The sequence below is a fragment of the Oleiharenicola lentus genome (assembly GCF_004118375.1).
In the GTDB taxonomy this organism is placed as follows: Bacteria; Verrucomicrobiota; Verrucomicrobiia; order Opitutales; family Opitutaceae; genus Lacunisphaera; species Lacunisphaera lenta.
The window spans coordinates 1,390,140-1,411,753 of sequence record NZ_SDHX01000001.1 but is presented as its reverse complement, the minus strand read 5'-3'; the positions used below and the strand labels follow the sequence as shown (position 1 = coordinate 1,411,753).

The window sequence follows — 21,614 nt, the reverse complement described above, 5'->3', positions numbered from 1 at the left end:
GGCGGGCGAATTATGGACAGCCTGCCCGGAAACGGGTTCATTTTCCAGCGCCACGACCCATGAAAAAATTCACCATCGCCATCGGTTCCGACCACGCCGGCTTCGCCTACAAGGAGAAGATCAAAGCCATGCTCCTCGCCGAGGGCCACACGGTCCGCGACTACGGCACCAGCTCCGACGCGCCCTGCGATTATCCCGATTTCATTCGCCCCGTGGCCGAGGCCGTCGCCCGCGGTGAATATGAGCGCGGCATCGTGCTCGGCGGATCGGGCAACGGCGAGGCCATCGTGGCCAACCGGGTGAAAGGCGTTCGCTGCGGCCTCTGCTGGACCGAACAGGTCGCCATCTGGAACCGCTCACACAACGATGGCAATGTCCTCTCCCTCGGCCAGCGCACCGTGACCGAGGATGAAGCACTCAAGATCGTTAAGATCTGGCTCGCCACCGAGTTCGAAGGCGGTCGCCACCTCGGCCGCATCAACAAGATCGACGCCTGAGCGGACAAGCACCGTTGGGTCTTCCTTGGATCGTTTTAGGGGCGGCGCTTGCGCCGCCCTCGCGCTCTAGGTCGCCGCAAGCGGCGACCCTACAACGCTGATAACGGAAACATTTTCCCATCAGTGTCTTATATAAATGATTTGACATTGTAGCATTATTCTGGATCCTCTCGCGTCATGGGAACAAGACACCGCGGCTCCATCGAAGAAATCAACGCCCTGAATGCCTTCATCAAGCTTCAGCGGGCGGCGGAGTCGGTATCAGCCCGGGTTCACAGTGTGTTGCCGGACGATCTCACGATCACTCAGTTCGGCGTCCTGGAAGCCCTGCACCACATCGGGCCGCTGTGCCAGAGCGAGTTGGCCGAAAAACTCCTCAAGAGCGGGGGCAATCTCACCCTCGTCGTGGACAACCTCGAGAAGGCCGGCCTCGTCTTGCGCGAACGCGATCCCGCCGACCGGCGCTTCGTGGTCGTGAAGCTGACCCCCAAGGGGCAGACCTTCATCGCCGCGCTTTTCCCGAAGGTCGTTGCCAACGTCACCCGCGAGATGGCCACCCTCTCTTCCACCGAGCTCTTCGACCTCGGCCGCCTGTGCAAGAAGATCGGCCGCCAGGCCTGAGTTCTTCATGCCCATTACTTCAACATCAAAGTTTATGAAAACCCAAACATCCCACGTCACCGGCCTCCACCACATCACGGCCATCTCTTCGGACGTTAAGCGCAACGTCCAGTTCTACACCCAGGTCCTCGGCCTGCGCTTCGTGAAGAAGTCCGTCAACCAGGACGACACCGGGACCTACCACCTCTACTACGGCAACTACACCGGCGCCCCCGGCACCGCGCTCACGTTCTTCCCGTGGGCCGGTCTGCCGCGCGGTCGTCCGGGCCGCGGTCAGGCCTACGCCACCGCCTTCTCCGTGCCCGCCGGTTCACTCCCTTTCTGGCAGGAACGGCTCGCGCGCCTGAAGGTCGCGACCTTCCCGGTCGAGGAACGCTACGGCGACCAAGTCCTGCCCTTCATGGATCATGACGGCCTGCGCCTCGAGCTAGTCGCCACGGCGGAAAACGATCCGCGTCCGCCGACGCCTTCCAAGGAAATCCCGGCCGAGCACGCCATCCGTGGCTTCCACAGCACAACGCTCGCACTGAACGACGCGTCCGCCACCGCGGCCGTGCTCACGGAGCAGATGGGTTACCGCCAAGTAGAAGAGGGTGGCTACCGCGCGCGCTTCACCGCGGGCGACGGCGGTCCCGGCACCTACGTGGACCTGCTCGTTGATCCCGCCATCCCGCGTGGCCTCAACGGCGCGGGCACCGTCCACCACGTGGCCTTCCGCGTACCCGACGACGATGCGCAGGTCGCCGCCCGCTCCGTGCTCCAGGAGAACGCCCTGATGGTCAGCCCGGTCATCGACCGTGCTTACTTCAAGTCGATCTACTATCGCGAGCCCGCCGGCGTGCTTTTCGAGATCGCCACGGACCAGCCCGGCTTCGCCATCGACGAACCCGTCGAGACGCTCGGCACGAAACTCTCACTGCCGCCGCATCTCGAACCCCACCGCGCCGAGATCGAAGCCTCCCTGCCGAAGCTCAGCTGAACCTAATTCTGTCATTGCGAGCCCTGCTCAGCAGGACGTGGCATTCCAGTCCCTCGACAGGCCCGGGACCTTGAACTTGTCGAAACGGCTGGACCGCTTCGTCGCTGCGCTCCTCGCGCTGACACTCCTTTCCATGAGCACCCTCTCCTACACCCACCGCTTCGAACCCGCCACCGCCGCCGGCGCATCTCCCCTGCTGCTTCTCCACGGCACAGGCGGCAACGAGCATGATCTCATCCCGCTCGGCCAGCAACTCGCCCCGGGTTCGGCGCTGCTGAGCCCGCGTGGCGACGTCAGCGAACACGGCATGCCGCGCTTCTTCCGGCGCTTTGCCGAAGGCGTTTTCGACCTCGACGATGTCGCAAAGCGCACCCACGCGCTGGCCGATTTCATCGCGGCTGCCGCGACGCAATACAGCTTCAACGCCGCCAAGCTGACCGCGCTCGGCTACTCCAACGGCGCCAACATCGCGGCCTCGATGTTCCTACTCCGGGCCGAGGCGCTCGCCGGCGCGGTGCTGCTGCGCCCGATGGTTGTGCTCGAACCGGCCCAGGTGCCCGACCTGACCGGCAAGCGCATCCTGCTGCTCTCCGGCCGACGCGACCCGATCGTGCCGGTGGACCACCCGGAGCGCCTCGCCTCGCAGTTCCGCGCCGCCGGCGCCAACATCACCCTCCAGTGGATCGACACCGGGCATCAGCTCACCGAAGCCGACCTCGCCCATGCCGCCCGGTTCCTGCAAGGGATACGCTAAACGCATAACGGTCGGATTGGTTTGTGGTCGGATTTTCCGTGTAGGGTCGGCGCTTGCGCCGACCTCCTCCGCGAGGTCGGAGCAAGGTCCGACCCTACATCCGAGCCATCATGCGCCCACGAGCGGGTTGCCCACCTTGCTCTGAGATTTTGATTCCCGCGGGGGGGAATACCCGGCAACCTGCCGCCACTTCCCTCCCGTGGCCAAGTCCTCCTCCCGCACCTCGAAATCCAAAATCAGCCGCGCCCGTTGGGCCGCCATCCGGCTGTTCGCCATGGATGTGGACGGCGTGCTGACCGACGGCACGGTCGAGATTCACTCCGACGGCACGGAATCAAAACAGTTCTCCATCCTCGACGGCATGGGCATCGTGCGCCTCCACAAGGCCGGCATCGCCGTCGCCTGGATCTCCGGCCGGGCCTCCGGCGCCACCACGGCCCGCGCGACCGAGCTCCGCGTCCCCCACCTCATCCAGGGCCGCACCGACAAGCTCATGGCCCTGCAGGAGTTGGCCAGCCAGCTCGGCCTCGCCTCCGCGCAGGTTTGCTACATGGGTGACGACGACATCGACGCCCCGGCCATCAACTGGGCCGGCATCGGCGTGGCGCCCGCGACTTCCATGCCCGCCGCCCTCAAGGTCGCCGACCTGGTGGCCACCCGCGAGGCCGGACGCGGCGCCGTGCGCGAAGTGTGTGAACAAATCCTGGCCAACCGGGGTCAGTAACGCCGCATGCGTCTCATCCTGAGCCTCCTTTCGCTGCTGTCGGCTGCCACCTTGGCGTTCGCCGCGACCACCCGCATCGCCACCGACAAGCCAATCGTGAATTTCCGCCTGCCGCACTTCACGCCCGAGGGCTACCGCTCCTGGCTGGTGCGCGGCACCGAGGCACGTTACGTCAACGAGGACCTGGTCGAGATCAAGGAGCTCAACCTGACCCGGTTCAACCGGCAAGCCGACGAGAAAGTCGAGACCATGATCCTGAGTCCGGCGGCCCAACTGCGCCTTACCGACCGCCAGGTCAGCGGGCCCGAGTCCATCCGCATCATCAACGACCGCTTCGAGGCCTCCGGCTCGCAATGGAGCTACGACCATGAGGCGAATAAGATTTCCATCGCCAAAAACGTGCGCGTAATCCTGCACACCCAGCTGAACGACATCCTGAAATGAAGCTTCTTCGCCTTGGCCTGATCGCCAGCCTCGCCCTCGCCGGCGCCCTCCTCCGGGCGCAGAATGTCGAGCCGCAGAACACCGTCATCGAGAGCGAGTCCTTCGACTGGCGCAGCACCGACAAGGAAACCACTTCCGTCTTCACCGGCCGCGTGGTCGTGACCGCGACCAACATGAAGCTCACCTGCGACCGCCTCGAGATCGTCGCCCTGCGCTCCGGCGATCCCAAGGCCACCATCGGCAAGATCGAGGCCTTCAAGTCCCTCGTCGCCACCGGCAACGTCCGTATCATCCAGGGCGACCGCGAGGCCGCGTGCGGCAAGGCGGAGGTGCTGCCCGGCGACGACAAAATCATCCTCACTGGCTCGCCCGTTATTGTGGACCATTCCGTCAACTGGACCTGGACCGGCGACGAGCTCCACATGCTTCGCGGCGAACGCCGCATCACCGGAACCAACCCGCGCTTCACTGGCCCCGAGATCCAGGACCTCGGCGTGGACCTCGGCAAGAAGCCCGAGGCCGCCCCCGCCCCGGCTCCGGAAACGCCCAAGCAACCCTGAGCATGGTCGCCCCCTTCGACGCCACCGAGATCCGCACCGAGGCCCTGGTCAAGACCTACGGCCCGCGCTCCGTCGTGAACGGCGTGAACATCCGCGTCCGCGCCGGCGAGGTCGTCGGCCTGCTCGGCCCCAACGGCGCGGGCAAGACCACCACGTTCTACATGGTGGTCGGCCTCGTGCCCTCGTCCTCCGGCCGCGTGTTCATCGGCGACAAGGACGCCACCGACCTCCGTATGCACCGCCGCGCCCGCCTCGGCGTGGGCTACCTGCCGCAGGAGGCCTCCATCTTTCGCAAGCTCACCGTCGAGGAAAACGTCCTCGCCATCGTCGAGACGCTGCGCGTGTCGTCCGCCGACCGCCCGGCGCTGGTGAAGCACCACCTCGACGAACTCAGCCTCGGCCACCTCGCCAAGCAGAAGGCCTACACCCTTTCGGGCGGCGAGCGCCGCCGTCTCGAAATTGCCCGCGCGCTGGTCACCCGTCCGAAGTTCCTGCTGATGGATGAACCCTTTGCCGGCGTGGACCCCATCTCCGTGGCCGAGGTGCAGAAAATCATCCTCGAGCTGAAGCAACGCGGCATCGGCGTGCTCATCACCGACCACAACGTCCGCGAGACCCTGCGCATCGTGGACCGCGGCTATATCATCAACAAGGGCAAGGTCCTCACCGAGGGCGACGGCGACTTCCTCATCAACGACCCCCAGGCCCGCGAAATCTACCTCGGCAAGGACTTCGACCTGTAGCCCGGGCGGGCTCGCGTCCCGGCGAGCCGGGGTGGTGCAGAGCCGGCCTCCTGTCGGCGCCAAGCCTATGGCTGACACGCCGCACCGGCCGCCCAACAGCGAGTAGGAGCTTGTTGTCCGGTCATTCTTCCCCTACTCACTACCCGCCGCCCGCCCCTCACCACATCGGTCCAACCATGCCCGCCAAAGCCCTTCACGGCATCACTGTCTCGCACTTCTTCGAGACCTACGGCGCCAAACTCCAGCTCCAGCTCCTGCACGGCAGCAACGGCCTGCATCGCCTCATCCGGGAGGGCTCCATCAACCGCCCCGCCCTCGCGCTGACCGGTTTCTTCAAGTATTTCGCGAACAAGCGCATTCAGGTTCTCGGTGCCGCCGAGATGACCTACCTCAAGACCCTCACCCAGAAGCAGCAGGTCGAGATCTTCGGCGAAATGGCCAAACGCGGAATTCCCGCGATGGTCCTCACCCGCAATTACACCGCCACGCACCCGATGCTCGCGGTCTCGGAGGAGATGAACCTGCCCATCTTCCGTACGCCGCTCATCACGATGAACTTCGTGAACGCCGCGACGCTGTGCATCGACAACGAGTTCGCGCCGACCACCACCGAGCACGCCACCACCCTCGATGTGAAGGGCATCGGCGTGATGATCCGCGGCGACAGCGGCATCGGCAAATCCGAGTGCGCCCTGGCCCTGATCGAGCGCGGCCACTCCCTCGTGGCCGACGACCTCACCTGCATCCGGCTCATGGACGAACGCGAGCTCTCCGCCAGCTCCCGTCCGCTCAACCGCGGCTACATGGAGTGCCGCGGCATCGGCATCATCAACATCGCCGAGATGTTCGGCGTGAAGAGCATCCGCCTCGACAAGCGCATCGACCTCGTCGTTTCCCTCCGCGAGTGGTCGCCCGATGTCATCGAGGAGCGCACCGGTCTCGAAGAGAATTACTACAACATCCTCGGCGTGAAGGTGCCGCACATCGAGTTCTACGTCCGCCCCGGCCGCGACATCGCCCGCCTCATCGAGGTGGCCGCGCTCGTGCAGGCCCTCAAGCTCATGGGCCACGACCCGGCCCGCACCTTCAACGAGCGTCTCATCGCCCACATGGCCGAGCAGCAGTCGGCCGCCACCACCAGCCACCGCGTGGACTCCACCGTACCCTTCCCGCCCGATCAGGATGAAGACCCCGGTATCGCGGAAGACGCCCGCTCCTGAATTCATGCCCGCCCCCCGCTCCGACTCCCGCCTACCCGCCCAATTGCGCCCCATCACACTCGAGGCCGGCATCGCCCCCTACGCCTCGGGTTCCGTTCTCATCGGGTTCGGCAACACGCGCGTCATCTGCGCCGCCACGATCGAGCCCAAGGTCCCGTCCTGGATGAAACAGCAGGGCGTCAAGGGCGGCTGGCTCACCGCCGAGTATTCGATGCTGCCCTACAGCACGCTCGACCGGAAGCCCCGCGACATCAGCAAGGGCAAGATCGACGGCCGCACGATCGAAATCCAGCGCCTCATCGGCCGCTCCCTGCGCGCCGTGCTCGACCTCCAGAAACTCGGCGAAAACACCCTGTGGATTGACTGCGATGTGCTCCAGGCCGACGGCGGCACCCGCACCGCCTCCATCACCGGGGCCTACCTCGCCGCGCGCCTCGCCATCCAAAAGCTCCTCGACGCGAAGAAAATTGCCGAGAGCCCGCTCGTGGACTCCGTCGCCGCCGTCAGCGTCGGCCTGTTCAAAGGCGAGGCCCTCCTCGACCTCAATTACGTCGAGGACAAAGACGCCGAAGTGGACGCCAACGTCGTGATGACCGGCCGCGGCCAGTTCGTGGAAGTGCAAAGCAGCGGCGAGGAATCCACTTTCTCGCAGGAGCAGCTCGACGCCCTCCTCGGCCTCGCCAAGTCCGGCCTGCAGGAGCTGGCCGGCATCCAAAACGCCTTTCTGGCCAAGCACCTGCTGGCCGGAGCCTCCTGACCCGTTTGGCCCGCAAACTGCTTTTCTGACCTATGAAATCGCCCCGTCGCCTTTCGCTCGCCCTCGTCTCCTTAGCCCTGCCCGTGCTGGCGCACGCCCACCCCGGCCACGACGGTGACCACGACTTTGGTTGGGACTTCGAGCATCTGGTCAACCATCCCTTGGCGACCATCGCCTGCCTGTCCGTGCTCGTCGCGGCCGTCTGGGGCGTCCGGAAACTCGTGATATCGCGCAACGCCGCCAAGACCGAGCGCGCCAAGCGCGAGTGAGGTGTGGAGGGCTCGGCTCCAGCTGAGCCGCGGCCCATCGGGAAAGGGGTCCTCCAATATTCCTACAGCTTCCGCGGATCACACGCCATCCGCGGGTAGTTCGCCGCCAGAATCTCCCGAAGCGCCTTCAGGGTCCTGCGCAGCCGGATGCTGTCCGCCGCCACAAACTTGATGCTCCATCCGCCGCGGCGCAGCGTAGAAACGCCCACCCATACGCCGTCGCCATGTAGCATCCGGGCAGCTTCCACCCACGGTGCTTCGCCTTCCGCGATCAGCACCGCGTTGCCAAAGCAGGCCTTAGCGCCGGAACCGGTGAACGCGGCCAGCGCTTTCAGTCCGGCTCCACTTTGGTCGAAGCGTTCACGCAAAACCAACTCTCCGCCCACGCGGACCTCGGTCTCGAGGCACAGGCGGTCCCACAACCAGGCCTCGCCTTTGTGCGCGATGCGGCCGGGCATGAGCAAATCCACGAAAAACAACCCGCCGCCTGACTCCACTTCCACCGTCGTCGTCTGCCGGTAGCGGCTGCCGCGATGCGGCACGAGGGGCTCCGGCAGCACTTCCAGCCACCCGTCCTTGGCCACGGCGAAATGCTGCCGGCACTCCGCCGAGCCGTCCTTCATCTTGAAGACGCGGCTTGCGCTCGGAGTTGTGACGAGCAGTGCTGCACCCTTGGCCACGGCGATGTCCGACTCGAGGAAATCTCCTTCAAGGATGCCGGCCGTGGGATTGACGACCTGCACGAGCAGCGTGCCGGAATCCGCATCCCAGTAGGGCTTGCTCACATGATACGGCGCCCGGAAAGACTGCCCCGTCAGCGCCGTGCGCCCGTTCGCACCGGCGGTGGCTTTGAGTCGCATATGTCCGGAGAACTTTGTCATGCGCGAAACCCATCACAATCGCCCCTGCCTGTCATCCTGAGCGCAGCGAAGGATCCAGCGGCACGACCGCAAGCGCACATCCATCTGGATTCTTCGCTTGGCTCAGAATGACAATTGCGGGCCGTCATTGCTTCTCCTCGTGCCTGTTTGTCACCCATCATGCCTTGGCCTTCTTGCCGAACAGCACCTCGTGTTCGATCCAGGCGATCACCTGGTCGAGGTTGTGTTCGCGCTTGAGATCGCAGAACAGGAACGGCCGAGCCCCGCGCTGCACCTTGGCGTCGCGCTCCATCACGCCCAGATCGGCGCCGACCAGTGGGGCCAGGTCGATCTTGTTGATCACGAGCAGATCGCTGAACCGGATCGCGGGGCCGCCCTTGCGCGGAATCTTGTCCCCCTCGGCGACGTCGATCACGTAGATGAACGCGTCCACCAGTTCCGGTGAGAAGGTCGCGGTCAGGTTGTCGCCGCCGCTCTCCACGAGCAGCAGCTGCAGGTCGGGAAACTTCGCCTCCAGCGCGCGGCAGGCCTGTTCGTTCATCGTCGTGTCGTCGCGGATGGCCGTGTGCGGGCAACCGCCCGTTTCCACGCCCGCGATGCGCTCGGCCGGCAGCGCGCTGTGCTTGATCAGGAACTGCGCGTCCTCGGAGCAATAGATGTCATTCGTGACGACCGCCATCGAATAGCGGTCCCGCAGCTTCTGCGAGAGCCGGAGACAAAGCATGGTCTTGCCCGAACCAACCGGGCCGCCGATGCCGATGCGTGGAGCGCGCTTCATGATTTTCGATTTTGGATTCTCGATTTTCGATTTAGGAAATGAACATGCGACTGTCCGCGTGCTCGTGCCGGGCCGCCGCGATATCCAGCCAGGGGTTGAACCAGCCGATCTCCGCCACCGGCACCTGCTCGGCCGCGGCGACGACCACCGGTGCCTGCTGGAGCAGTTCGGTCAGCAGCGACTGACTGGCATTCTGACCCAGCCGCAGAAGCTTCATCGCCGCCGACAGCTGAGCCGCGACCGCCGCATAATACACCCCCGCCAACACGGCCGGCACAGGTGCGCCCAGCACCCGCCCCTCCAGCGCCGCGGCGATGGCCGCGGAAAAGGGCCAGCCCCCGGCATTCGAGCGTTTGAGATATTCCGAGGCCAGCGGATGCGGCCGCAGCGTCGCGATCAGCTCGGTGCGCTGCCGACCGATGTTGTCCGCCGCGAGCCGGGCCTCCTTCGCAGTCTTCAGGGCGGACGACAACCGGCAGAGTTCTCCGACCTGCGACCAGTTCTCCTCGCCGAGCGCGCGCCACGCCTGCGCCGCAAGGGGCAGTTCCGCCTGCCGCAACGCCGGCACCACCGACAGCAGCATGAAGTCCCGCAGCGTCGCGCGATCATGCACCACGCCTTCCTGCACCAAGCCCTCCAAGCCAAAGGAATGAGCGTAGCTCCCCGTCGGATAAAACGAATCGCCGGCCTGCAACAGACCCGCAATCCACGCGGCCTCAGTGTTGGTGACTTGGTCCGAGTTCATGGATGGACAGGTTGCCGCGAGCGAAGCGTCCCGGACGGAAAACCGCAGTCGTGGGCTTGAATGGCAGACCCAACCGCCCGAAAAGTTGACGAACCGCCGGTTCGTCGGGCGCCAGCAGGCGCGTCGGCTCGCTCTGCAGTTCCAAGTGCAAGTTGCCGACCGCCCAGCCGATGCCCGCCGCGGCGGACGGCGCCAGCTCCAGCGAAACCTCCAAGACCGCTTCCGGCATTTGACGGACGACATAGCGCTTCGTGCCCGTCTGCCAAAATGCTTCGCCGGGCTGCAGGCGTTTCTCCAACTCGAAGCCAAACTCCGCTCCGTCCTCTGCGGTTCCGCGCCAGATGCGCTTGGCCAGCGTGAGGCGCTCCACCGCCAACACCACTTCCGGCAGACTCGCGTCCGGAGTTCCAACAGGGGCGGTGATCAACTGGAGCATGGAAACCGGCAGCTAAGCGCCCCGCGTGCCAGTGAGGCAAGCCCGGGCATGCTCTGGACCGAAATTGGTTTGCTGCTTCCCGCCTCGCGTCCAATCAGGTGACACCACCCACGGCCATCACCACCCAAGTCCATATGAATTCCTGGTTCATTCTCATTGTCGCCGGCCTGCTCGAAGTTTGCTGGGCCAGCGCCCTCAAGTCCACGGCCGGATTCACCCGCCTGTGGCCAACTCTCTTTTTCGGCGTCACGCTGATTGGCAGCATGTATCTGCTAAGCGTGGCGGTGAAAACCTTGCCTGTGGGCACGGCCTACGCCGTCTGGGTCGGAATCGGCGCCGCCGGCACGGCGATCTTCGCCATGCTCTTTCACGGGGAAGCTATGACCGTCGCGAGGGGCGTGTTCCTGAGCCTGCTAATCTTTTCGATCGTGGGTTTGAAGATGACCACGATTACGGCAGCTTAATCGTCTCCTTATAGAGTCGCCGCTTTCGGCGACCTCGCGCATGAGGTCGGCGCAAGCACCGTCTCTACAATACAGATCAGAACAGGAAATAACGCTGGGCCAGCGGCAGGACCTTGGCGGGCTCGCAGGTCAGGTGCACGCCGTCGGCTTTGACGGTGTAGGTCTCGGGATCGACCTCGATCTTCGGCATGGCGTCGTTGAGGACCATGTCCTTCTTGCCGACCGTGCGGCAGGATTTGACGGGCTCAAGGCGGCGCGACAGGCCGAGCTGCTTGGGGCCGGTCTTGCTGCGGAGCGAGGCGGCGCTGACGAAGGTGACGCTCGTCTTGCCAATGGCCTTGCCGGCGGCGCCGAACTGCGGCCGATAGAAGGTCGGCTGCGGCGTGGGAATGGAGGCGTTCGGGTCGCCCATGTTGGCCCAGGCAATAAAGCCGCCCTTGAGCACGAGCTCGGGCTTCACGCCGAAGAGCGCGGGCTTGAAGATCACGAGGTCCGCGAGCTTGCCCACCTCGAGCGAGCCGACGATATGGGAGATGCCGTGCGCGATGGCGGGATTGATCGTGTATTTCGCAAGGTATCGGAGGGCGCGGAAGTTGTCGGCGGCCGGGTGCGACTTGTGCGTCATCGCGCCGAACTGCAGCTTCATCTTGTGCGCGGTCTGCCAGGTGCGGAGGATGACCTCGCCGATGCGGCCCATGGCCTGCGAGTCGGACGACATCATCGAAATGGCGCCGAGGTCATGCAGGCGATCCTCGGCGGCGATGGTCTCGGGGCGAATGCGCGACTCGGCGAAAGCCACGTCCTCGGGAATCTTGGCGTCGAGGTGGTGGCAGACCATGAGCATGTCGAGGTGCTCGTCGATGGTGTTGACCGTGTAAGGCCGCGTCGGGTTGGTGGACGACGGCAGGACGTTGGCCTCGCTGCACACGCGGATGATGTCAGGGGCATGACCGCCACCGGCGCCCTCGGAGTGGAAGGTGTGGATCGTGCGACCCTTGAAGGCGCGGATCGTGTCGTCCACGTAGCCGGACTCGTTGAGCGTGTCGGTGTGAATCGCGACCTGCACGTCGTAATCATCGGCCACGCCGAGGCACACGTCGATGGCGCCGGGCGTGGTGCCCCAGTCCTCGTGGAGTTTCAGGCCGATGGCGCCGGCCAGGATCTGGTCCTTGAGCGGCGCGGCGGTGCCGCAGTTGCCCTTGCCGAGGAAACCGAGGTTCATCGGGTAGGCTTCGGCGGCCTCGAGCATGCGGTGGATGTTCCATGCACCGGGCGTGCAGGTCGTGGCGAAGGTGCCGTGGGCCGGGCCGGTGCCGCCGCCGAGCATCGTGGTGATGCCGGAGCTGATGGCCTCGTCGATCTGCTGCGGGCAGATGAAATGGATGTGCGTGTCGATGCCGCCGGCGGTCATGATGCTCCCCTCGCCCGCGATGACCTCGGTGCCGGCGCCGACGATCATCGGGTTTTTCCTCTTGGTGCGCGGATCGACAAAGATGGAACCGATGCCGTTCTGGATGCCGGGATTGCCGGCGTGGCCAATTCCAACGATGAGGCCGTGCTTGATGCCGAGGTCGGCCTTGATGACACCGAGTACGGGATCGAGAATCGTGGCGTTCGTGATGACGAGGTCGAGTGACTCGGCATCCGTCGCGGTGGAAGACTGGCCCATGCCGTCGCGGATGACCTTGCCGCCGCCGAACTTCACCTCGTTGCCGTAGCCGCCGCCCTCAGCGATGAGGTCGCGCTCGACCTGAACAAACAGCTCGGTATCGGCGAGGCGCACACGGTCACCGACGGTGGGGCCGAACATCTCGGCGTATTGGCGACGGGAGAGCTTCAGACTCATTTTCGGGTTTTGATTTTTGATTTTGGATTGGCCGAGGCCTTGGGCTTGGCGTCCAGCTTGCCGTTGATCTTGGCCTGGAGGCCATAGACCTCACGCAGGCCGGCGAGGGCGACGAGTTCGACGCGCTTGGTGTCGCCGGCCTCAAAGCGCACGGCGGTGCCGGCGGGAATGTTGAGCCGGAAGCCGCGAGCGGCGGCACGGTCGAACTCCAGCGCCTCGTTGGTCTCGAAGAAATGGTAATGCGATCCCACCTGGATGGGACGATCCCCGGTGTTGGTGATGTCGAGCGTGAGCGTCTTGAGCCCGAGGTTGGCATCGAGCGCGGTCGCGTCGGGCGCGGGGATGATTTCGCCGGGAATCATGTAATTTTTGATTTTGGATTCTCGATTCTCGATTGGCCAAAGGACTGCGTGGCGGCCATGGCAGGCAGCGGTTTCCGCCTTAATCCAAAATCGAGAATCAAAAATCGAAAATTCATCTGATCGGATTATGCACCGTCACCAGCTTCGTGCCATCGGGGAACGTGGCCTCGACCTGCACGTCGTGGATCATCTCGGGGATGCCCTCCATGACGTCGCTTCGCTTGAGGATGGTGGTGCCGAAGCTCATGAGCTCGGCCACCGACTTGCCGTCACGGGCGCCTTCCATGATCTCGTAGGTGATGATGGCGACAGTCTCGGGATAGTTGAGCTTGAGACCGCGGGCCTGGCGGCGGCGGGCGAGGTCGGCGGCGGTGACGACCAGCAGTTTCTCACGTTCGCGGGGGGTCAGGTGCATGGGCGGCGGATCAGACCTGCAAGTGTTCCTTAACAACCTCGTCGGTCAAGCTGGCGATGGGACCGGAGACGACCACGACGCCGCGGTCCATGGCGTAGAAACGGTCGGCGACCTCTCGGCAGAAATCCACATATTGCTCAACGAGGAGGATGGCGAGGGCGTGGGTCTGCTTGAGCTTTTTGACGGCGCCCTTGATCTCTTCGACGTCCTTCGCCGCCTGATCGATGGCCTCGGGCGGGGCGGCCGGGGCCTTGAGCTTCTTCAGGGTGTCGCCGATCTGATCAATGATCGACGGCTGGATGCCCTCGGTGGGTTCATCGAGGATGAGAAGCTTGGGGTTGGTCAGCAGGGCGCGGGCGATGGCGAGCTGCTGTTGCTGGCCGCCGGAAAGTACACCGCCCTTGCGCTTCAGAAAGTCCTTCAGGATGGGGAAAAGCTCATAGACGCGCTCGAGCGCGGACTTGGCGTCGGCGCCCTTGCGACCGTGGACCACGAGGCCGATCTGGAGATTTTCCTCCACGGTCATGTGCGGAAAAATGTCGCGGCCCTGCGGCACGTAGCCGATGCCCGCCCGGGCGCGCACGTCCATGGGCAGCTTCTCAATCGGCTTGCCGTCAAACAGGATCGAGCCGGCCCGCACCGGGAGCACCCCGGTGATCGAGCGGAGCGTGGTGGTCTTGCCCACGCCGTTGCGGCCCATGAGGGCAACGACCTCGCCGGGATGCATCTCGAACTCAACGCCGCGCAGGATGCGCGAACCACCGATATAGGTTTCGAGTGCTGTAATTTTAAGCAGGGCAGTCATTTTGAACCACGAAGACACAGAGGCACAAAGAACCGAACCAAGACCCGCCGGGCCTTGGTGCCGTTGCCGTGGAAGACGGGGCGCAGCATCTTCATCGCGTGCCGTGTTTGCCGCGGCCGAGATAGACCTCGCGGACTTTTTGGTTGGACTGGACCTCGTCGAACTTGCCCTCGCAGAGCACCGTGCCCTGGTGCAGCACCGTGACCGTCCCATCGCGGGCGATCTGCTTCACGAACGCCATGTCGTGCTCGACGACGACGATGCTGTGCTTGCCCGAGAGGCTGATGAGCAGCTCGCCGGTGCGGTGGGTCTCCTCGTCGGTCATGCCCGCGGCGGGTTCGTCCACGAGGAGCAGCTTGGGTTGCTGCGCAAGCAACATGCCGATCTCGAGCCACTGCTTCTCGCCGTGGGCGAGCAAGCCGGCCTTCCAGTCGCGCTTGCCGTCGAGGCGCACGAGCTTGAGCAGCTCGTCAATGCGGTCGCGGTCGGTGGAGGAGAGGCGACGGAACAGTGACGCGAAGACCCCGCGCGGGCCGTTCAGCGAGAGGACGAGGTTGTCGAAGACGGTGTGCTCGGTATAGACGCTCGGGGTCTGGAACTTCCGGCTGATGCCGAGGCGGTTGATTTCGTATTCGTTGAGCGTGGTCAGGTCGTGATCCGTGGCGGGGTCGGCGCCGAACTCGATCTTGCCCTTGTCGGGCTGGGCGCGGCCGGTGATGAGGTCGAAGAAGGTGGACTTGCCCGCGCCGTTCGGACCGATGACGGTGCGCAGCTCGCCCTCGTAGAGGTAGAAGTTGAGGTTCGTGATGGCCTTGAAGCCATCGTAGGTCTTGGAGACATCCTCGACGGTGAGAATCGCGCGCGGCATCGGGAGAAGTTACAAAGGACGAATTACGATTTGGTCGGAGCCGAGGCCGGTGTCTCGGGGGAGGCGGTCTCCGCCTTGGGTTTGGTGAACTTCCGCCCCAGCGCCTTCAGGCGGGCGGGCAGGCTGACGAGTCCGCCGGGCAGGAAGAGCACGACGAGGATGAAGAGGCCGCCGAGGATGATGAGCCAGAGGTCGGGATAGGCGCGCGTGGCCCAGCTTTTGAGGAAGTTGATGCTGACCGCGCCGAGGATGGGACCGAGCAGCGTGCCGCGTCCGCCCACGGCCACCCACACGACAGCCTCCAGTGATTTTTCCGCCTGCATCTCGCCCGGGTTGATGATGCCGACCAGCGGCACGTAGAGCGCACCGCCGATGGCGGCGATAAGCGCGGCCAGCACGAAGACGAAGAGCTTGTAGTGCGCCGTGGCGTAGCCGCTGAAGAGCACGCGGTTCTCGCCGTCGCGGATCGCCTGCTGCACGAGGCCGAACTTTGTCCGCCCCAGCCAGCGGCAGAAGAGATAGACCAGCAGGAGCGTGACGGCCGCGGCGACATAGAGTCCGCGCTGCGTGCCGGAAGCCTGGATGTCGTGCCCGAGGATGAACTTGAAATCCGTGAACCCATTGTTGCCGCCAAGGAGCAGGTTGTTGCGGAAAAACATGATCGAGGCCGCGTAGGTCAGCGCCTGCGTGAGGATCGAGAAATAGACACCCTTGATGCGCGACCGGAACGCCAGAAACCCAAACAGGTAGGCCACCAATCCGGGCAGCAGCAGCACCATCATCATCGCGAAGGGGAAGCTGTCGAAGGGTTCCCAAAAGGCCGGCAACCGGTCCCAACCCAGAAACACGAGAAAGTCGGGAATCGGCTTCTTGTATTGGCCGAGTTCGCCGATCATGCGCATCAGATACATGCCGTGCATGTAGCCGCCCAAGGTGAAGAACAGCGCCTGGCCGAGGCTGAGCAGGCCGGTGGACCCCCAGAGCAGATTCACCGAAAGGGCGAGCAGCGCATAACAGAGGTATTTGCCCCAAAGCCGGATCGTGAAGTCGCTGACCACGCCGCTGGCATGCAGCAGCGGAAACACCACGATCATGGCGAAGGCCACGACCGCCACGATGCCGAGTTCGACCCGGTGGCGCGCCAGCCAGTTGTCAGGAGCGGGGGTGGAATTACTCATCGAGGCTGCGGCTGCGGGTGACAAAGAGGCCGGCGGGTTTCCACTGGAGGAAGAGGATGATGCCGCCGAGCACGAGAATCTTGCCGAACACGGCGGCATCCTGCGCGAGGTTCTGGAGGAAGCCGCCGATGCCCGGCACCCACGCGAGGCCGGGCGCCCAGTAGGGCAGATATTGTTGCAGCACCTGGTCGATGCCACCGATGCCGAAGGCACTGATGATCGTGCCGGCGATGCTCCCCACCCCGCCGACAACCACAACCATGAACGAATCGATGATATAACTCTGTCCGAGTGAGGGACCGACATTGCCAATCTGACTGAGGAAGGCGCCCGCGAGCCCCGCGAGGCCGCTGCCAAGGCCGAAGGTCAGCATGTTCACGCGCTCCGTGCGCACGCCCATGCAGGCGGCCATCTGCCGGTTCTGCATCGAAGCGCGGATGAGCAGGCCGAGGGAGGTCTTGGACAGCACCAGCCACATGCCGAACACGATGAGAATCGCGAACCCGATCACGAAGACACGATTCCAGCCGAGCAGCACGTCGTTCACCGTCCAGTTCCCGCTGAGATAGACCGGACTGGAGACCTGCACGTTGTTCGCGCCGAACATCAGGCGGAACACCTGCTGCAAAATCAGCGACACGCCCCAGGTCGCCAGCAGGCTTTCGAGCGGGCGCCGGTAAAGCCATTGAATGACGCTGCGCTCGAGCCCGATGCCAACGATGGCCGCCGCGAGAAAACTGAGCGGGAGGGCGGCAATGAAATACCACTGATAGGCCGAACCCGTGAGCCCCATGCCCGGAATCGGCAGGCTGAAACCGAAGAACGGGATCGTCACCCCCGCGCCAAAAATATTCTGCACGAGGTAGGTCGTGTAGGCGCCCACCGCGATCATCTCGCCGTGCGCCATATTGATGACGCGCATGAGGCCGAACGTGATGGCAAGGCCGAGCGCGGCGACGAGCAGGATGCTGCCGAGGCTGAAGCCGCGGAAGAGCGTGCCGAGAAAATCCACGGTCGAACGGTGCGATTCGACCGCATACATCGCCGACTTGGCGGCGGTGGCCACCGGCTCGTTCTTCTTTTCCTCAGCCTCCTTGAGGGCCCGCTGGAGAAAGTCGGTGCTCGAGAGCGTGTGCAACGCCTTGAGCTCGGCGAGCGCGGCGAGTTTCACCTCGTCCTTCGCATCCTTGAGTTGGATGAGAGCAACGGCCTCGCGCAAGGCCCGGTGGACGCGCGGGTCGGTTTCGCGCGGCAGGCGTTCCAGGAGGATGGCGAGCTTGGTGGTGTCCTGGGCGAGGCCGAAGGACTGGATCGCCTTGCTGCGGCGGTTGGGATCAGGCGAAACGATGTCGAACACGTCGAGCACGCCCTTCATGGCGCGGCGCAGGCTGGTCGTGTGGTCCACGGCCTTGAGCCCGCTGGACGCGAGGCGCAATGGCTGTCCCGCGGCGTCCAGCAGCGGCTCGCCGGAGTCCACCCGCAGGGCGGCGCGCGCTCCGTCGGCATCTTTTTCGCCGGTGAGCTGGACTGGCACGGGGGTTTCACCGTGGCGGTAAATGAAAAGCTGGTCGGTGCGCCAGGCCTCCAGGAGTGGCGGGATGACCTCGTCGGGATTGCCGGTGAGCGAGGTGATGAGCGTGCGCGTCTGGGCGGCATCCGGCGCGAGGATGGCCTGGACGATGGTGGCGCGGGCCGACTCGGCGGCCGGCGCGATCACGCCGAGGGGTAGCAGGGTGATCAGAAGCAAACGCTGAATATATTTCATGCTAACGGGAACTGACAGATGCTGGATTCATGCCAAAAAAAGCGGGGCGGGCTGTTAAACCCGCCCCGCGTCCAATACCTACAAACAAAGTGTGAGGCACTCGCCCTGCGCCTGTCATTACGAGCAGGCCCGTCTCCGGACGGACGAAGCAATCCAACTGGCTGGATCACACCCCGCCCGGCCATGCCGGACTCGCGATGACAAGGCGGTTTCGGCCGCGCCTTACTTGAACTTACCCTTGAGCCAGGGCTCGCCGTAAACGTTGTCGAAGGACTTCACGATCTTGAACTGGCCGTCGGCCTTGGTCTCGCCGATGAAGACGTTCTTCGTGACGTGCATGTTGGGCTGCGAGGTGACCCTGCCGCCGGGACCGTCGAAGGAGATCCCGCTCTTGAAGGCGGCGCGGACCTTGTCCACGTCGAAGGAGCCGGCCTTCTCGACCGCGGCCTTCCACAGGTAAACGCCCACATAGGAAAGCACCATCGGCGAGCAGGTCACGCGGCCTTCCTTCACGACGCCGGGGACGGTGGTCTTCTTGAGCCAGGCCTGGAAATCAGCGACGAACTTCTTGTTGGCCGGAGAGTCGATCGACTGGAAGTAGGTCCAGCAGCCGAGCTGGCCGACGAGCTGGTCGGCGGGCAGGCCGCGGAACTCATCCTCGGAGATCGAGAAGGAGACGACCGGGCAGGTCTCGGCAGTGAGGCCGGAGGCGGCGTATTCCTTGAAGAAGGGAACGTTGGTGTCGCCGTTGAGGGTCGAGATCACGCAGGCGTCGCCGGAGGCGGCGAACTGTTTGATCTCGGCGACGATCTGCTGGTAGTCGGTGTGGCCGAACGGCGTGTATTTGCCGGCGGAGATGATCTTGCCGGAACCGTCGCGACGGAAACCGCCGCCGATGTTGTCGAGCGGCACGCCCTTCGAGAGGAGATACTCGAGGAGCACGAGGTTCGTGGTCTGCGGATAGACGTAGTCGGAGCCGAGCAGGTAGAACTTCTTCTTGCCCTCGGCGAGGTAGTAGTCGACGGCGGGCGTGGCCTGCTGGTTGACGGCCTCGGCGGTGTACGCGACGTTCTGGGACTCTTCTTCACCCTCGTATTGCACCGGGTAGAAGAGCAGGCCGTTGTTCTTCTCGAACACGGGCAGCACGGACTTGCGGGACACGGAGGTCCAGCAACCGAAGGTCACGGCGACCTTGTCCTGCTCGAGGAGCTGGGTGGCCTTCTCGGCGAAGAGCGGCCAGTTCGAGGCGCCGTCCACGACGACGGGCTCGATCTTTTTGCCGAGCACGCCGCCCTTGGCGTTGATCTCGTCGAAGGTGAACAGGAGCACGTCGCGCAGCGAGGTTTCGCTGATCGCCATCGTGCCGGAGAGGGAGTGAAGCACGCCGACCTTGACGGTATCGGCGGCCTGGGCGTAAGCGGAGGCGAGAAGCGCGCCCGCGGCAATGAGGTAACGGGATGACTTGAACATGGTGTGTGACGGAAAAAATGTTTTTGAGGCGTGGGCCGGACGGCGCGGCGGATCAGCGCGCGCCGGCGGCGGGGATTCAAACAGCGGCCCGCTCCGGCGCGGCGATTTTCAAGATCGCCGCGGGAGGGAGGACGGCCGCGTCAGCGGACCGGATTAGAACTTGAAGATGACCTGCGCGCCGAAGAACGAGGCGCTCTCGGTGGAGAAGTCGTCGTATTTCGTGTAGCTGTATTCGAACAGCACGCCGAGGTTCGGCGTCACGGTCACGGCCGGGGAGATGGTGGCCTTGAAGAAGGTCGGGGTCGAGGTGGTCACGGCGACGGCCTCGTTCTCGCCGCCGGAGAGACGGCCGGTGAGGGTCCACTTGTCGTTCAGCGGGGCCATGGCGAGGAGCAGCCAGAAGTAGCCGTCGGCGTCGCCGGCGGCGGAATCGAGCTTCGAGTAGCAGTATTCCGCGGCGAGCGTGGTGCTGCCGACCTTGGTCTGGCCCCAGATGTCGAAGGTCGTGCGGTTGTCCTCGCTGCCGGCGACACCGCCGTCATAGGCGATGGCCGCGAAGAGGCTGGAGTCACCCTGGGTGAACTTCAGGTAGCCTTCGAAGCCGGCGCCGTTGTCGAGGTCGCCGTCACCCTTGTAGTAGGTCGGGCCATAGACGGAATCGAGCACGGCGAAGCCGCCGGTCACGCCCTCGGCCGTGTACTCCATCTTCACGCCGGAGTGATAGGCGGGGATGAAGCCGGAGAAGTCGTTGGCGTAGGAGATCTGCAGCATGTTCGGATAATCGAAGGCCTCATAGCCGAGCCAGCTGAGGAACTTGCCGACGGTGACCGTGGTGCCGGAATCGATCGTGTAGGTGGCATACGCATCGAGCACGACGGGGTCGTGGCTCGTGAAGGTGTGCAGGCTGATCGTGCCGGTGGTCTTCTCAAAGGTGGCGGTGGACTGCAGCTTGACCGAATCCACATCCATGAAGGAGTCGTCGGTGTCACCGGCGGTGCCGTTGTCCCACTCGGTGTAGGCGGCCGAACCGCTGATGTAGCCGGAGACGGAGAAGTTTTCGTTCAACTTCACCTCGGCCTGGGCCGTGGCGGCGAGAGCCAGGAGGGCGGAGGCCCATCCCGCGAGACGGAAGGATTGCTTGGTCATGAGTGCAGTAGGTTTTTGCTGGGTTTGTGTTGCGGACCGCCGGGCAAATGCCGCCCGTTGCGTCCGCCGCTGATTCAGCAACTCCCCTGCCAGCCCGAAACGAGCCCATTGTCATAACGGGCTCAAACGATTCATTGAAACCCCAGCGGGTGATGAAATGTTTTCATCCCTGGTGATTCTCCGAGTGAAAACACCCGGCCGCTTTCGGGTTCAACCGCTTGCCCGACGCGCCTCCGCGCCGCCAAACTCAACACGAACTAATCGCGCGGCTTGGCCGCATCAGGCTTCGTAATGGCCGCGGCCTGCAGCGCACCGAAATTCCCCTCCTCGCAGCTGTGCACGAAACCCTCGGTCACGGATTTCAGGTCTTCCCAGCGGCGACGGATCGCTTTCGCCTCGTCCTTGGAGATCGCATTGTCGGCCGCCGCGACCGCGATCACACCCAGCATGTCGGCAAATTCCTGCACGATGCTGTTCGTGAGCGGAATCAATTGGTAGGGATGCGGCTTGGCCTTGGGGTTCGTGATGAAGAAGCCGCCGGCACGCTCGCACACCCACTGGGCGATGCGCGTATCGTTGGTGATGCGCAGCAGCTGCTCGATGCGGTCGAGCGGGTTGTTGGCGCCGCTGCCGGTCTCGTCCTGCGGCGGCTCGGCCCACTTGTAAATGAGCGAAAGCGACAGGCCCATGTCGGCCGAAATCTGCTTCGCGCTGGTTTTCTTCAGGACCTCCTTGAGCAGCTCATGCGATTGCATGCGCGGATCTTGGCCTTTGGCCCTCCGATGGCAATCCTCCCTTGCCGCGCCGCGTGTCATGGCCGTCACTCCGGGCATAGATGAACTGTCCGACCACCCCCTGCCGCCCCACCCGCCGGGCCCCGCTTGGCG

General features: G+C 64.4%; 26 protein-coding genes. 12 read left to right on the top strand and 14 right to left on the bottom strand.

Annotation, left to right across the window (positions count from 1 at the left end; genetic code table 11):
- The first annotated feature begins 59 nt into the window (after positions 1–59).
- The 11 genes from rpiB (at position 60) to ESB00_RS05850 (ending at position 7,568) form a co-directional block, all read left to right on the top strand.
- On the top strand, positions 60–497 hold the full coding sequence (gene rpiB, locus ESB00_RS05900) for a ribose 5-phosphate isomerase B (protein WP_129046797.1): 438 nt from the start codon (positions 60–62) through the stop codon (positions 495–497).
- Between the two features lie 177 nt (positions 498–674).
- Positions 675–1,118 (top strand): MarR family winged helix-turn-helix transcriptional regulator, encoded by a 444-nt coding sequence (locus ESB00_RS05895; RefSeq protein WP_129046796.1) that lies wholly within the window; start codon positions 675–677, stop codon positions 1,116–1,118.
- A gap of 34 nt (positions 1,119–1,152) precedes the next feature.
- Positions 1,153–2,097, top strand: a complete 945-nt coding sequence (locus tag ESB00_RS05890) for a ring-cleaving dioxygenase (protein ID WP_129046795.1) — start codon at positions 1,153–1,155, stop codon at positions 2,095–2,097.
- Positions 2,098–2,230: 133 nt separating this feature from the next.
- Positions 2,231–2,851, top strand: coding sequence for an alpha/beta hydrolase (locus ESB00_RS05885; RefSeq protein ID WP_129046794.1), 621 nt, complete (start codon positions 2,231–2,233; stop codon positions 2,849–2,851).
- A gap of 199 nt (positions 2,852–3,050) precedes the next feature.
- Complete coding sequence (locus tag ESB00_RS05880) at positions 3,051–3,575, top strand: KdsC family phosphatase (RefSeq protein ID WP_246026412.1); 525 nt, start codon at positions 3,051–3,053, stop codon at positions 3,573–3,575.
- Between the two features lie 6 nt (positions 3,576–3,581).
- Positions 3,582–4,019 (top strand): LPS export ABC transporter periplasmic protein LptC, encoded by a 438-nt coding sequence (gene lptC, locus ESB00_RS05875; RefSeq protein ID WP_129046793.1) that lies wholly within the window; start codon positions 3,582–3,584, stop codon positions 4,017–4,019.
- Positions 4,016–4,579: an LptA/OstA family protein gene (locus ESB00_RS05870; protein WP_129046792.1), complete on the top strand. Its 564-nt coding sequence runs from the start codon at positions 4,016–4,018 to the stop codon at positions 4,577–4,579. Before lptC ends, ESB00_RS05870 begins: the two co-directional genes overlap by 4 nt.
- 2 nt (positions 4,580–4,581) lie before the next feature.
- Positions 4,582–5,322, top strand: coding sequence for an LPS export ABC transporter ATP-binding protein (gene lptB / locus ESB00_RS05865; RefSeq protein WP_129046791.1), 741 nt, complete (start codon positions 4,582–4,584; stop codon positions 5,320–5,322).
- Between the two features lie 176 nt (positions 5,323–5,498).
- On the top strand, positions 5,499–6,542 hold the full coding sequence (gene hprK / locus ESB00_RS05860) for an HPr(Ser) kinase/phosphatase (RefSeq protein ID WP_129046790.1): 1,044 nt from the start codon (positions 5,499–5,501) through the stop codon (positions 6,540–6,542).
- Positions 6,543–6,546: 4 nt separating this feature from the next.
- Positions 6,547–7,299 carry a ribonuclease PH gene (gene rph / locus ESB00_RS05855; protein WP_129046789.1) on the top strand — a complete coding sequence of 251 codons (753 nt, stop codon included), beginning with the start codon at positions 6,547–6,549 and terminating at the stop codon, positions 7,297–7,299.
- 32 nt (positions 7,300–7,331) lie between these two features.
- Complete coding sequence (locus ESB00_RS05850) at positions 7,332–7,568, top strand: hypothetical protein (protein ID WP_129046788.1); 237 nt, start codon at positions 7,332–7,334, stop codon at positions 7,566–7,568.
- Positions 7,569–7,630: 62 nt separating this feature from the next.
- Here ESB00_RS05850 and ESB00_RS05845 read toward each other — a convergent pair whose 3' ends face one another.
- The 4 genes from ESB00_RS05845 to ESB00_RS05830 all read right to left on the bottom strand — a co-directional run bounded on the left by ESB00_RS05845 (position 7,631) and on the right by ESB00_RS05830 (position 10,408).
- A complete protein-coding gene (locus ESB00_RS05845; protein WP_246026411.1) occupies positions 7,631–8,428 on the bottom strand; it encodes an urease accessory protein UreD in 798 nt (265 codons plus the stop codon).
- Between the two features lie 178 nt (positions 8,429–8,606).
- A complete protein-coding gene (gene ureG, locus ESB00_RS05840) occupies positions 8,607–9,227 on the bottom strand; it encodes an urease accessory protein UreG (protein ID WP_129046786.1) in 621 nt (206 codons plus the stop codon).
- Between the two features lie 31 nt (positions 9,228–9,258).
- The gene (locus ESB00_RS05835) at positions 9,259–9,972 is read right to left on the bottom strand and encodes an urease accessory protein UreF (RefSeq protein ID WP_129046785.1); all 714 of its coding nucleotides are present in this window, start codon (positions 9,970–9,972) and stop codon (positions 9,259–9,261) included.
- Positions 9,944–10,408 carry an urease accessory protein UreE gene (locus ESB00_RS05830; RefSeq protein WP_129046784.1) on the bottom strand — a complete coding sequence of 155 codons (465 nt, stop codon included), beginning with the start codon at positions 10,406–10,408 and terminating at the stop codon, positions 9,944–9,946. The genes ESB00_RS05835 and ESB00_RS05830 overlap by 29 nt, the downstream gene beginning before the upstream one ends.
- Before the next feature lie 134 nt (positions 10,409–10,542).
- On the opposite strand from ESB00_RS05830, the gene ESB00_RS05825 reads away from it, so the two are divergent.
- Positions 10,543–10,872, top strand: coding sequence for a DMT family transporter (locus tag ESB00_RS05825; RefSeq protein WP_129046783.1), 330 nt, complete (start codon positions 10,543–10,545; stop codon positions 10,870–10,872).
- Between the two features lie 76 nt (positions 10,873–10,948).
- On the opposite strand, the gene ureC is transcribed toward ESB00_RS05825, so the two are convergent.
- The 10 genes from ureC to ESB00_RS05775 all read right to left on the bottom strand — a co-directional run bounded on the left by ureC (position 10,949) and on the right by ESB00_RS05775 (position 21,482).
- Positions 10,949–12,718, bottom strand: coding sequence for an urease subunit alpha (ureC, locus tag ESB00_RS05820; protein ID WP_129046782.1), 1,770 nt, complete (start codon positions 12,716–12,718; stop codon positions 10,949–10,951).
- On the bottom strand, positions 12,715–13,080 hold the full coding sequence (locus ESB00_RS05815) for an urease subunit beta (protein ID WP_129046781.1): 366 nt from the start codon (positions 13,078–13,080) through the stop codon (positions 12,715–12,717). Before ESB00_RS05815 ends, ureC begins: the two co-directional genes overlap by 4 nt.
- Before the next feature lie 112 nt (positions 13,081–13,192).
- Entirely contained in the window at positions 13,193–13,495 is a 303-nt protein-coding gene (locus ESB00_RS05810) for an urease subunit gamma (protein ID WP_129046780.1), read from the bottom strand.
- A 10-nt stretch (positions 13,496–13,505) separates the two neighbouring features.
- On the bottom strand, positions 13,506–14,300 hold the full coding sequence (locus ESB00_RS05805) for an ABC transporter ATP-binding protein (protein ID WP_129046779.1): 795 nt from the start codon (positions 14,298–14,300) through the stop codon (positions 13,506–13,508).
- Positions 14,301–14,391: 91 nt separating this feature from the next.
- Positions 14,392–15,168: an urea ABC transporter ATP-binding protein UrtD gene (gene urtD, locus ESB00_RS05800; RefSeq protein ID WP_129046778.1), complete on the bottom strand. Its 777-nt coding sequence runs from the start codon at positions 15,166–15,168 to the stop codon at positions 14,392–14,394.
- Positions 15,169–15,191: 23 nt separating this feature from the next.
- Positions 15,192–16,346: an urea ABC transporter permease subunit UrtC gene (urtC, locus tag ESB00_RS05795; protein ID WP_129046777.1), complete on the bottom strand. Its 1,155-nt coding sequence runs from the start codon at positions 16,344–16,346 to the stop codon at positions 15,192–15,194.
- Positions 16,339–18,111 (bottom strand): urea ABC transporter permease subunit UrtB, encoded by a 1,773-nt coding sequence (gene urtB / locus ESB00_RS05790; protein WP_129046776.1) that lies wholly within the window; start codon positions 18,109–18,111, stop codon positions 16,339–16,341. Before urtB ends, urtC begins: the two co-directional genes overlap by 8 nt.
- A 222-nt stretch (positions 18,112–18,333) precedes the next feature.
- A complete protein-coding gene (gene urtA / locus ESB00_RS05785) occupies positions 18,334–19,581 on the bottom strand; it encodes an urea ABC transporter substrate-binding protein (protein ID WP_129046775.1) in 1,248 nt (415 codons plus the stop codon).
- Between the two features lie 153 nt (positions 19,582–19,734).
- Positions 19,735–20,727, bottom strand: coding sequence for an outer membrane beta-barrel protein (locus ESB00_RS05780; protein ID WP_129046774.1), 993 nt, complete (start codon positions 20,725–20,727; stop codon positions 19,735–19,737).
- Between the two features lie 257 nt (positions 20,728–20,984).
- Entirely contained in the window at positions 20,985–21,482 is a 498-nt protein-coding gene (locus ESB00_RS05775; protein ID WP_129046773.1) for a phage regulatory CII family protein, read from the bottom strand.
- Between the last annotated feature and the right edge of the window lie 132 nt (positions 21,483–21,614).

What these genes read in the sequence shown, in the direction of transcription:
- rpiB (WP_129046797.1), top strand. Translation starts at nt 60, where the DNA reads ATGAAAAAATTCACCATCGCCATCGGTTCCGACCACGCCGGCTTCGCC.
- ESB00_RS05895 (WP_129046796.1), top strand. Translation starts at nt 675, where the DNA reads ATGGGAACAAGACACCGCGGCTCCATCGAAGAAATCAACGCCCTGAAT.
- ESB00_RS05890 (WP_129046795.1), top strand. Translation starts at nt 1,153, where the DNA reads ATGAAAACCCAAACATCCCACGTCACCGGCCTCCACCACATCACGGCC.
- ESB00_RS05885 (WP_129046794.1), top strand. Translation starts at nt 2,231, where the DNA reads ATGAGCACCCTCTCCTACACCCACCGCTTCGAACCCGCCACCGCCGCC.
- lptC (WP_129046793.1), top strand. Translation starts at nt 3,582, where the DNA reads ATGCGTCTCATCCTGAGCCTCCTTTCGCTGCTGTCGGCTGCCACCTTG.
- ESB00_RS05870 (WP_129046792.1), top strand. Translation starts at nt 4,016, where the DNA reads ATGAAGCTTCTTCGCCTTGGCCTGATCGCCAGCCTCGCCCTCGCCGGC.
- lptB (WP_129046791.1), top strand. Translation starts at nt 4,582, where the DNA reads ATGGTCGCCCCCTTCGACGCCACCGAGATCCGCACCGAGGCCCTGGTC.
- hprK (WP_129046790.1), top strand. Translation starts at nt 5,499, where the DNA reads ATGCCCGCCAAAGCCCTTCACGGCATCACTGTCTCGCACTTCTTCGAG.
- rph (WP_129046789.1), top strand. Translation starts at nt 6,547, where the DNA reads ATGCCCGCCCCCCGCTCCGACTCCCGCCTACCCGCCCAATTGCGCCCC.
- ESB00_RS05850 (WP_129046788.1), top strand. Translation starts at nt 7,332, where the DNA reads ATGAAATCGCCCCGTCGCCTTTCGCTCGCCCTCGTCTCCTTAGCCCTG.
- ESB00_RS05845 (WP_246026411.1), bottom strand. Translation starts at nt 8,428, where the DNA reads ATGCGACTCAAAGCCACCGCCGGTGCGAACGGGCGCACGGCGCTGACG.
- ureG (WP_129046786.1), bottom strand. Translation starts at nt 9,227, where the DNA reads ATGAAGCGCGCTCCACGCATCGGCATCGGCGGCCCGGTTGGTTCGGGC.
- ESB00_RS05835 (WP_129046785.1), bottom strand. Translation starts at nt 9,972, where the DNA reads ATGAACTCGGACCAAGTCACCAACACTGAGGCCGCGTGGATTGCGGGT.
- ESB00_RS05830 (WP_129046784.1), bottom strand. Translation starts at nt 10,408, where the DNA reads ATGCTCCAGTTGATCACCGCCCCTGTTGGAACTCCGGACGCGAGTCTG.
- ESB00_RS05825 (WP_129046783.1), top strand. Translation starts at nt 10,543, where the DNA reads ATGAATTCCTGGTTCATTCTCATTGTCGCCGGCCTGCTCGAAGTTTGC.
- ureC (WP_129046782.1), bottom strand. Translation starts at nt 12,718, where the DNA reads ATGAGTCTGAAGCTCTCCCGTCGCCAATACGCCGAGATGTTCGGCCCC.
- ESB00_RS05815 (WP_129046781.1), bottom strand. Translation starts at nt 13,080, where the DNA reads ATGATTCCCGGCGAAATCATCCCCGCGCCCGACGCGACCGCGCTCGAT.
- ESB00_RS05810 (WP_129046780.1), bottom strand. Translation starts at nt 13,495, where the DNA reads ATGCACCTGACCCCCCGCGAACGTGAGAAACTGCTGGTCGTCACCGCC.
- ESB00_RS05805 (WP_129046779.1), bottom strand. Translation starts at nt 14,300, where the DNA reads ATGACTGCCCTGCTTAAAATTACAGCACTCGAAACCTATATCGGTGGT.
- urtD (WP_129046778.1), bottom strand. Translation starts at nt 15,168, where the DNA reads ATGCCGCGCGCGATTCTCACCGTCGAGGATGTCTCCAAGACCTACGAT.
- urtC (WP_129046777.1), bottom strand. Translation starts at nt 16,346, where the DNA reads ATGAGTAATTCCACCCCCGCTCCTGACAACTGGCTGGCGCGCCACCGG.
- urtB (WP_129046776.1), bottom strand. Translation starts at nt 18,111, where the DNA reads ATGAAATATATTCAGCGTTTGCTTCTGATCACCCTGCTACCCCTCGGC.
- urtA (WP_129046775.1), bottom strand. Translation starts at nt 19,581, where the DNA reads ATGTTCAAGTCATCCCGTTACCTCATTGCCGCGGGCGCGCTTCTCGCC.
- ESB00_RS05780 (WP_129046774.1), bottom strand. Translation starts at nt 20,727, where the DNA reads ATGACCAAGCAATCCTTCCGTCTCGCGGGATGGGCCTCCGCCCTCCTG.
- ESB00_RS05775 (WP_129046773.1), bottom strand. Translation starts at nt 21,482, where the DNA reads ATGCAATCGCATGAGCTGCTCAAGGAGGTCCTGAAGAAAACCAGCGCG.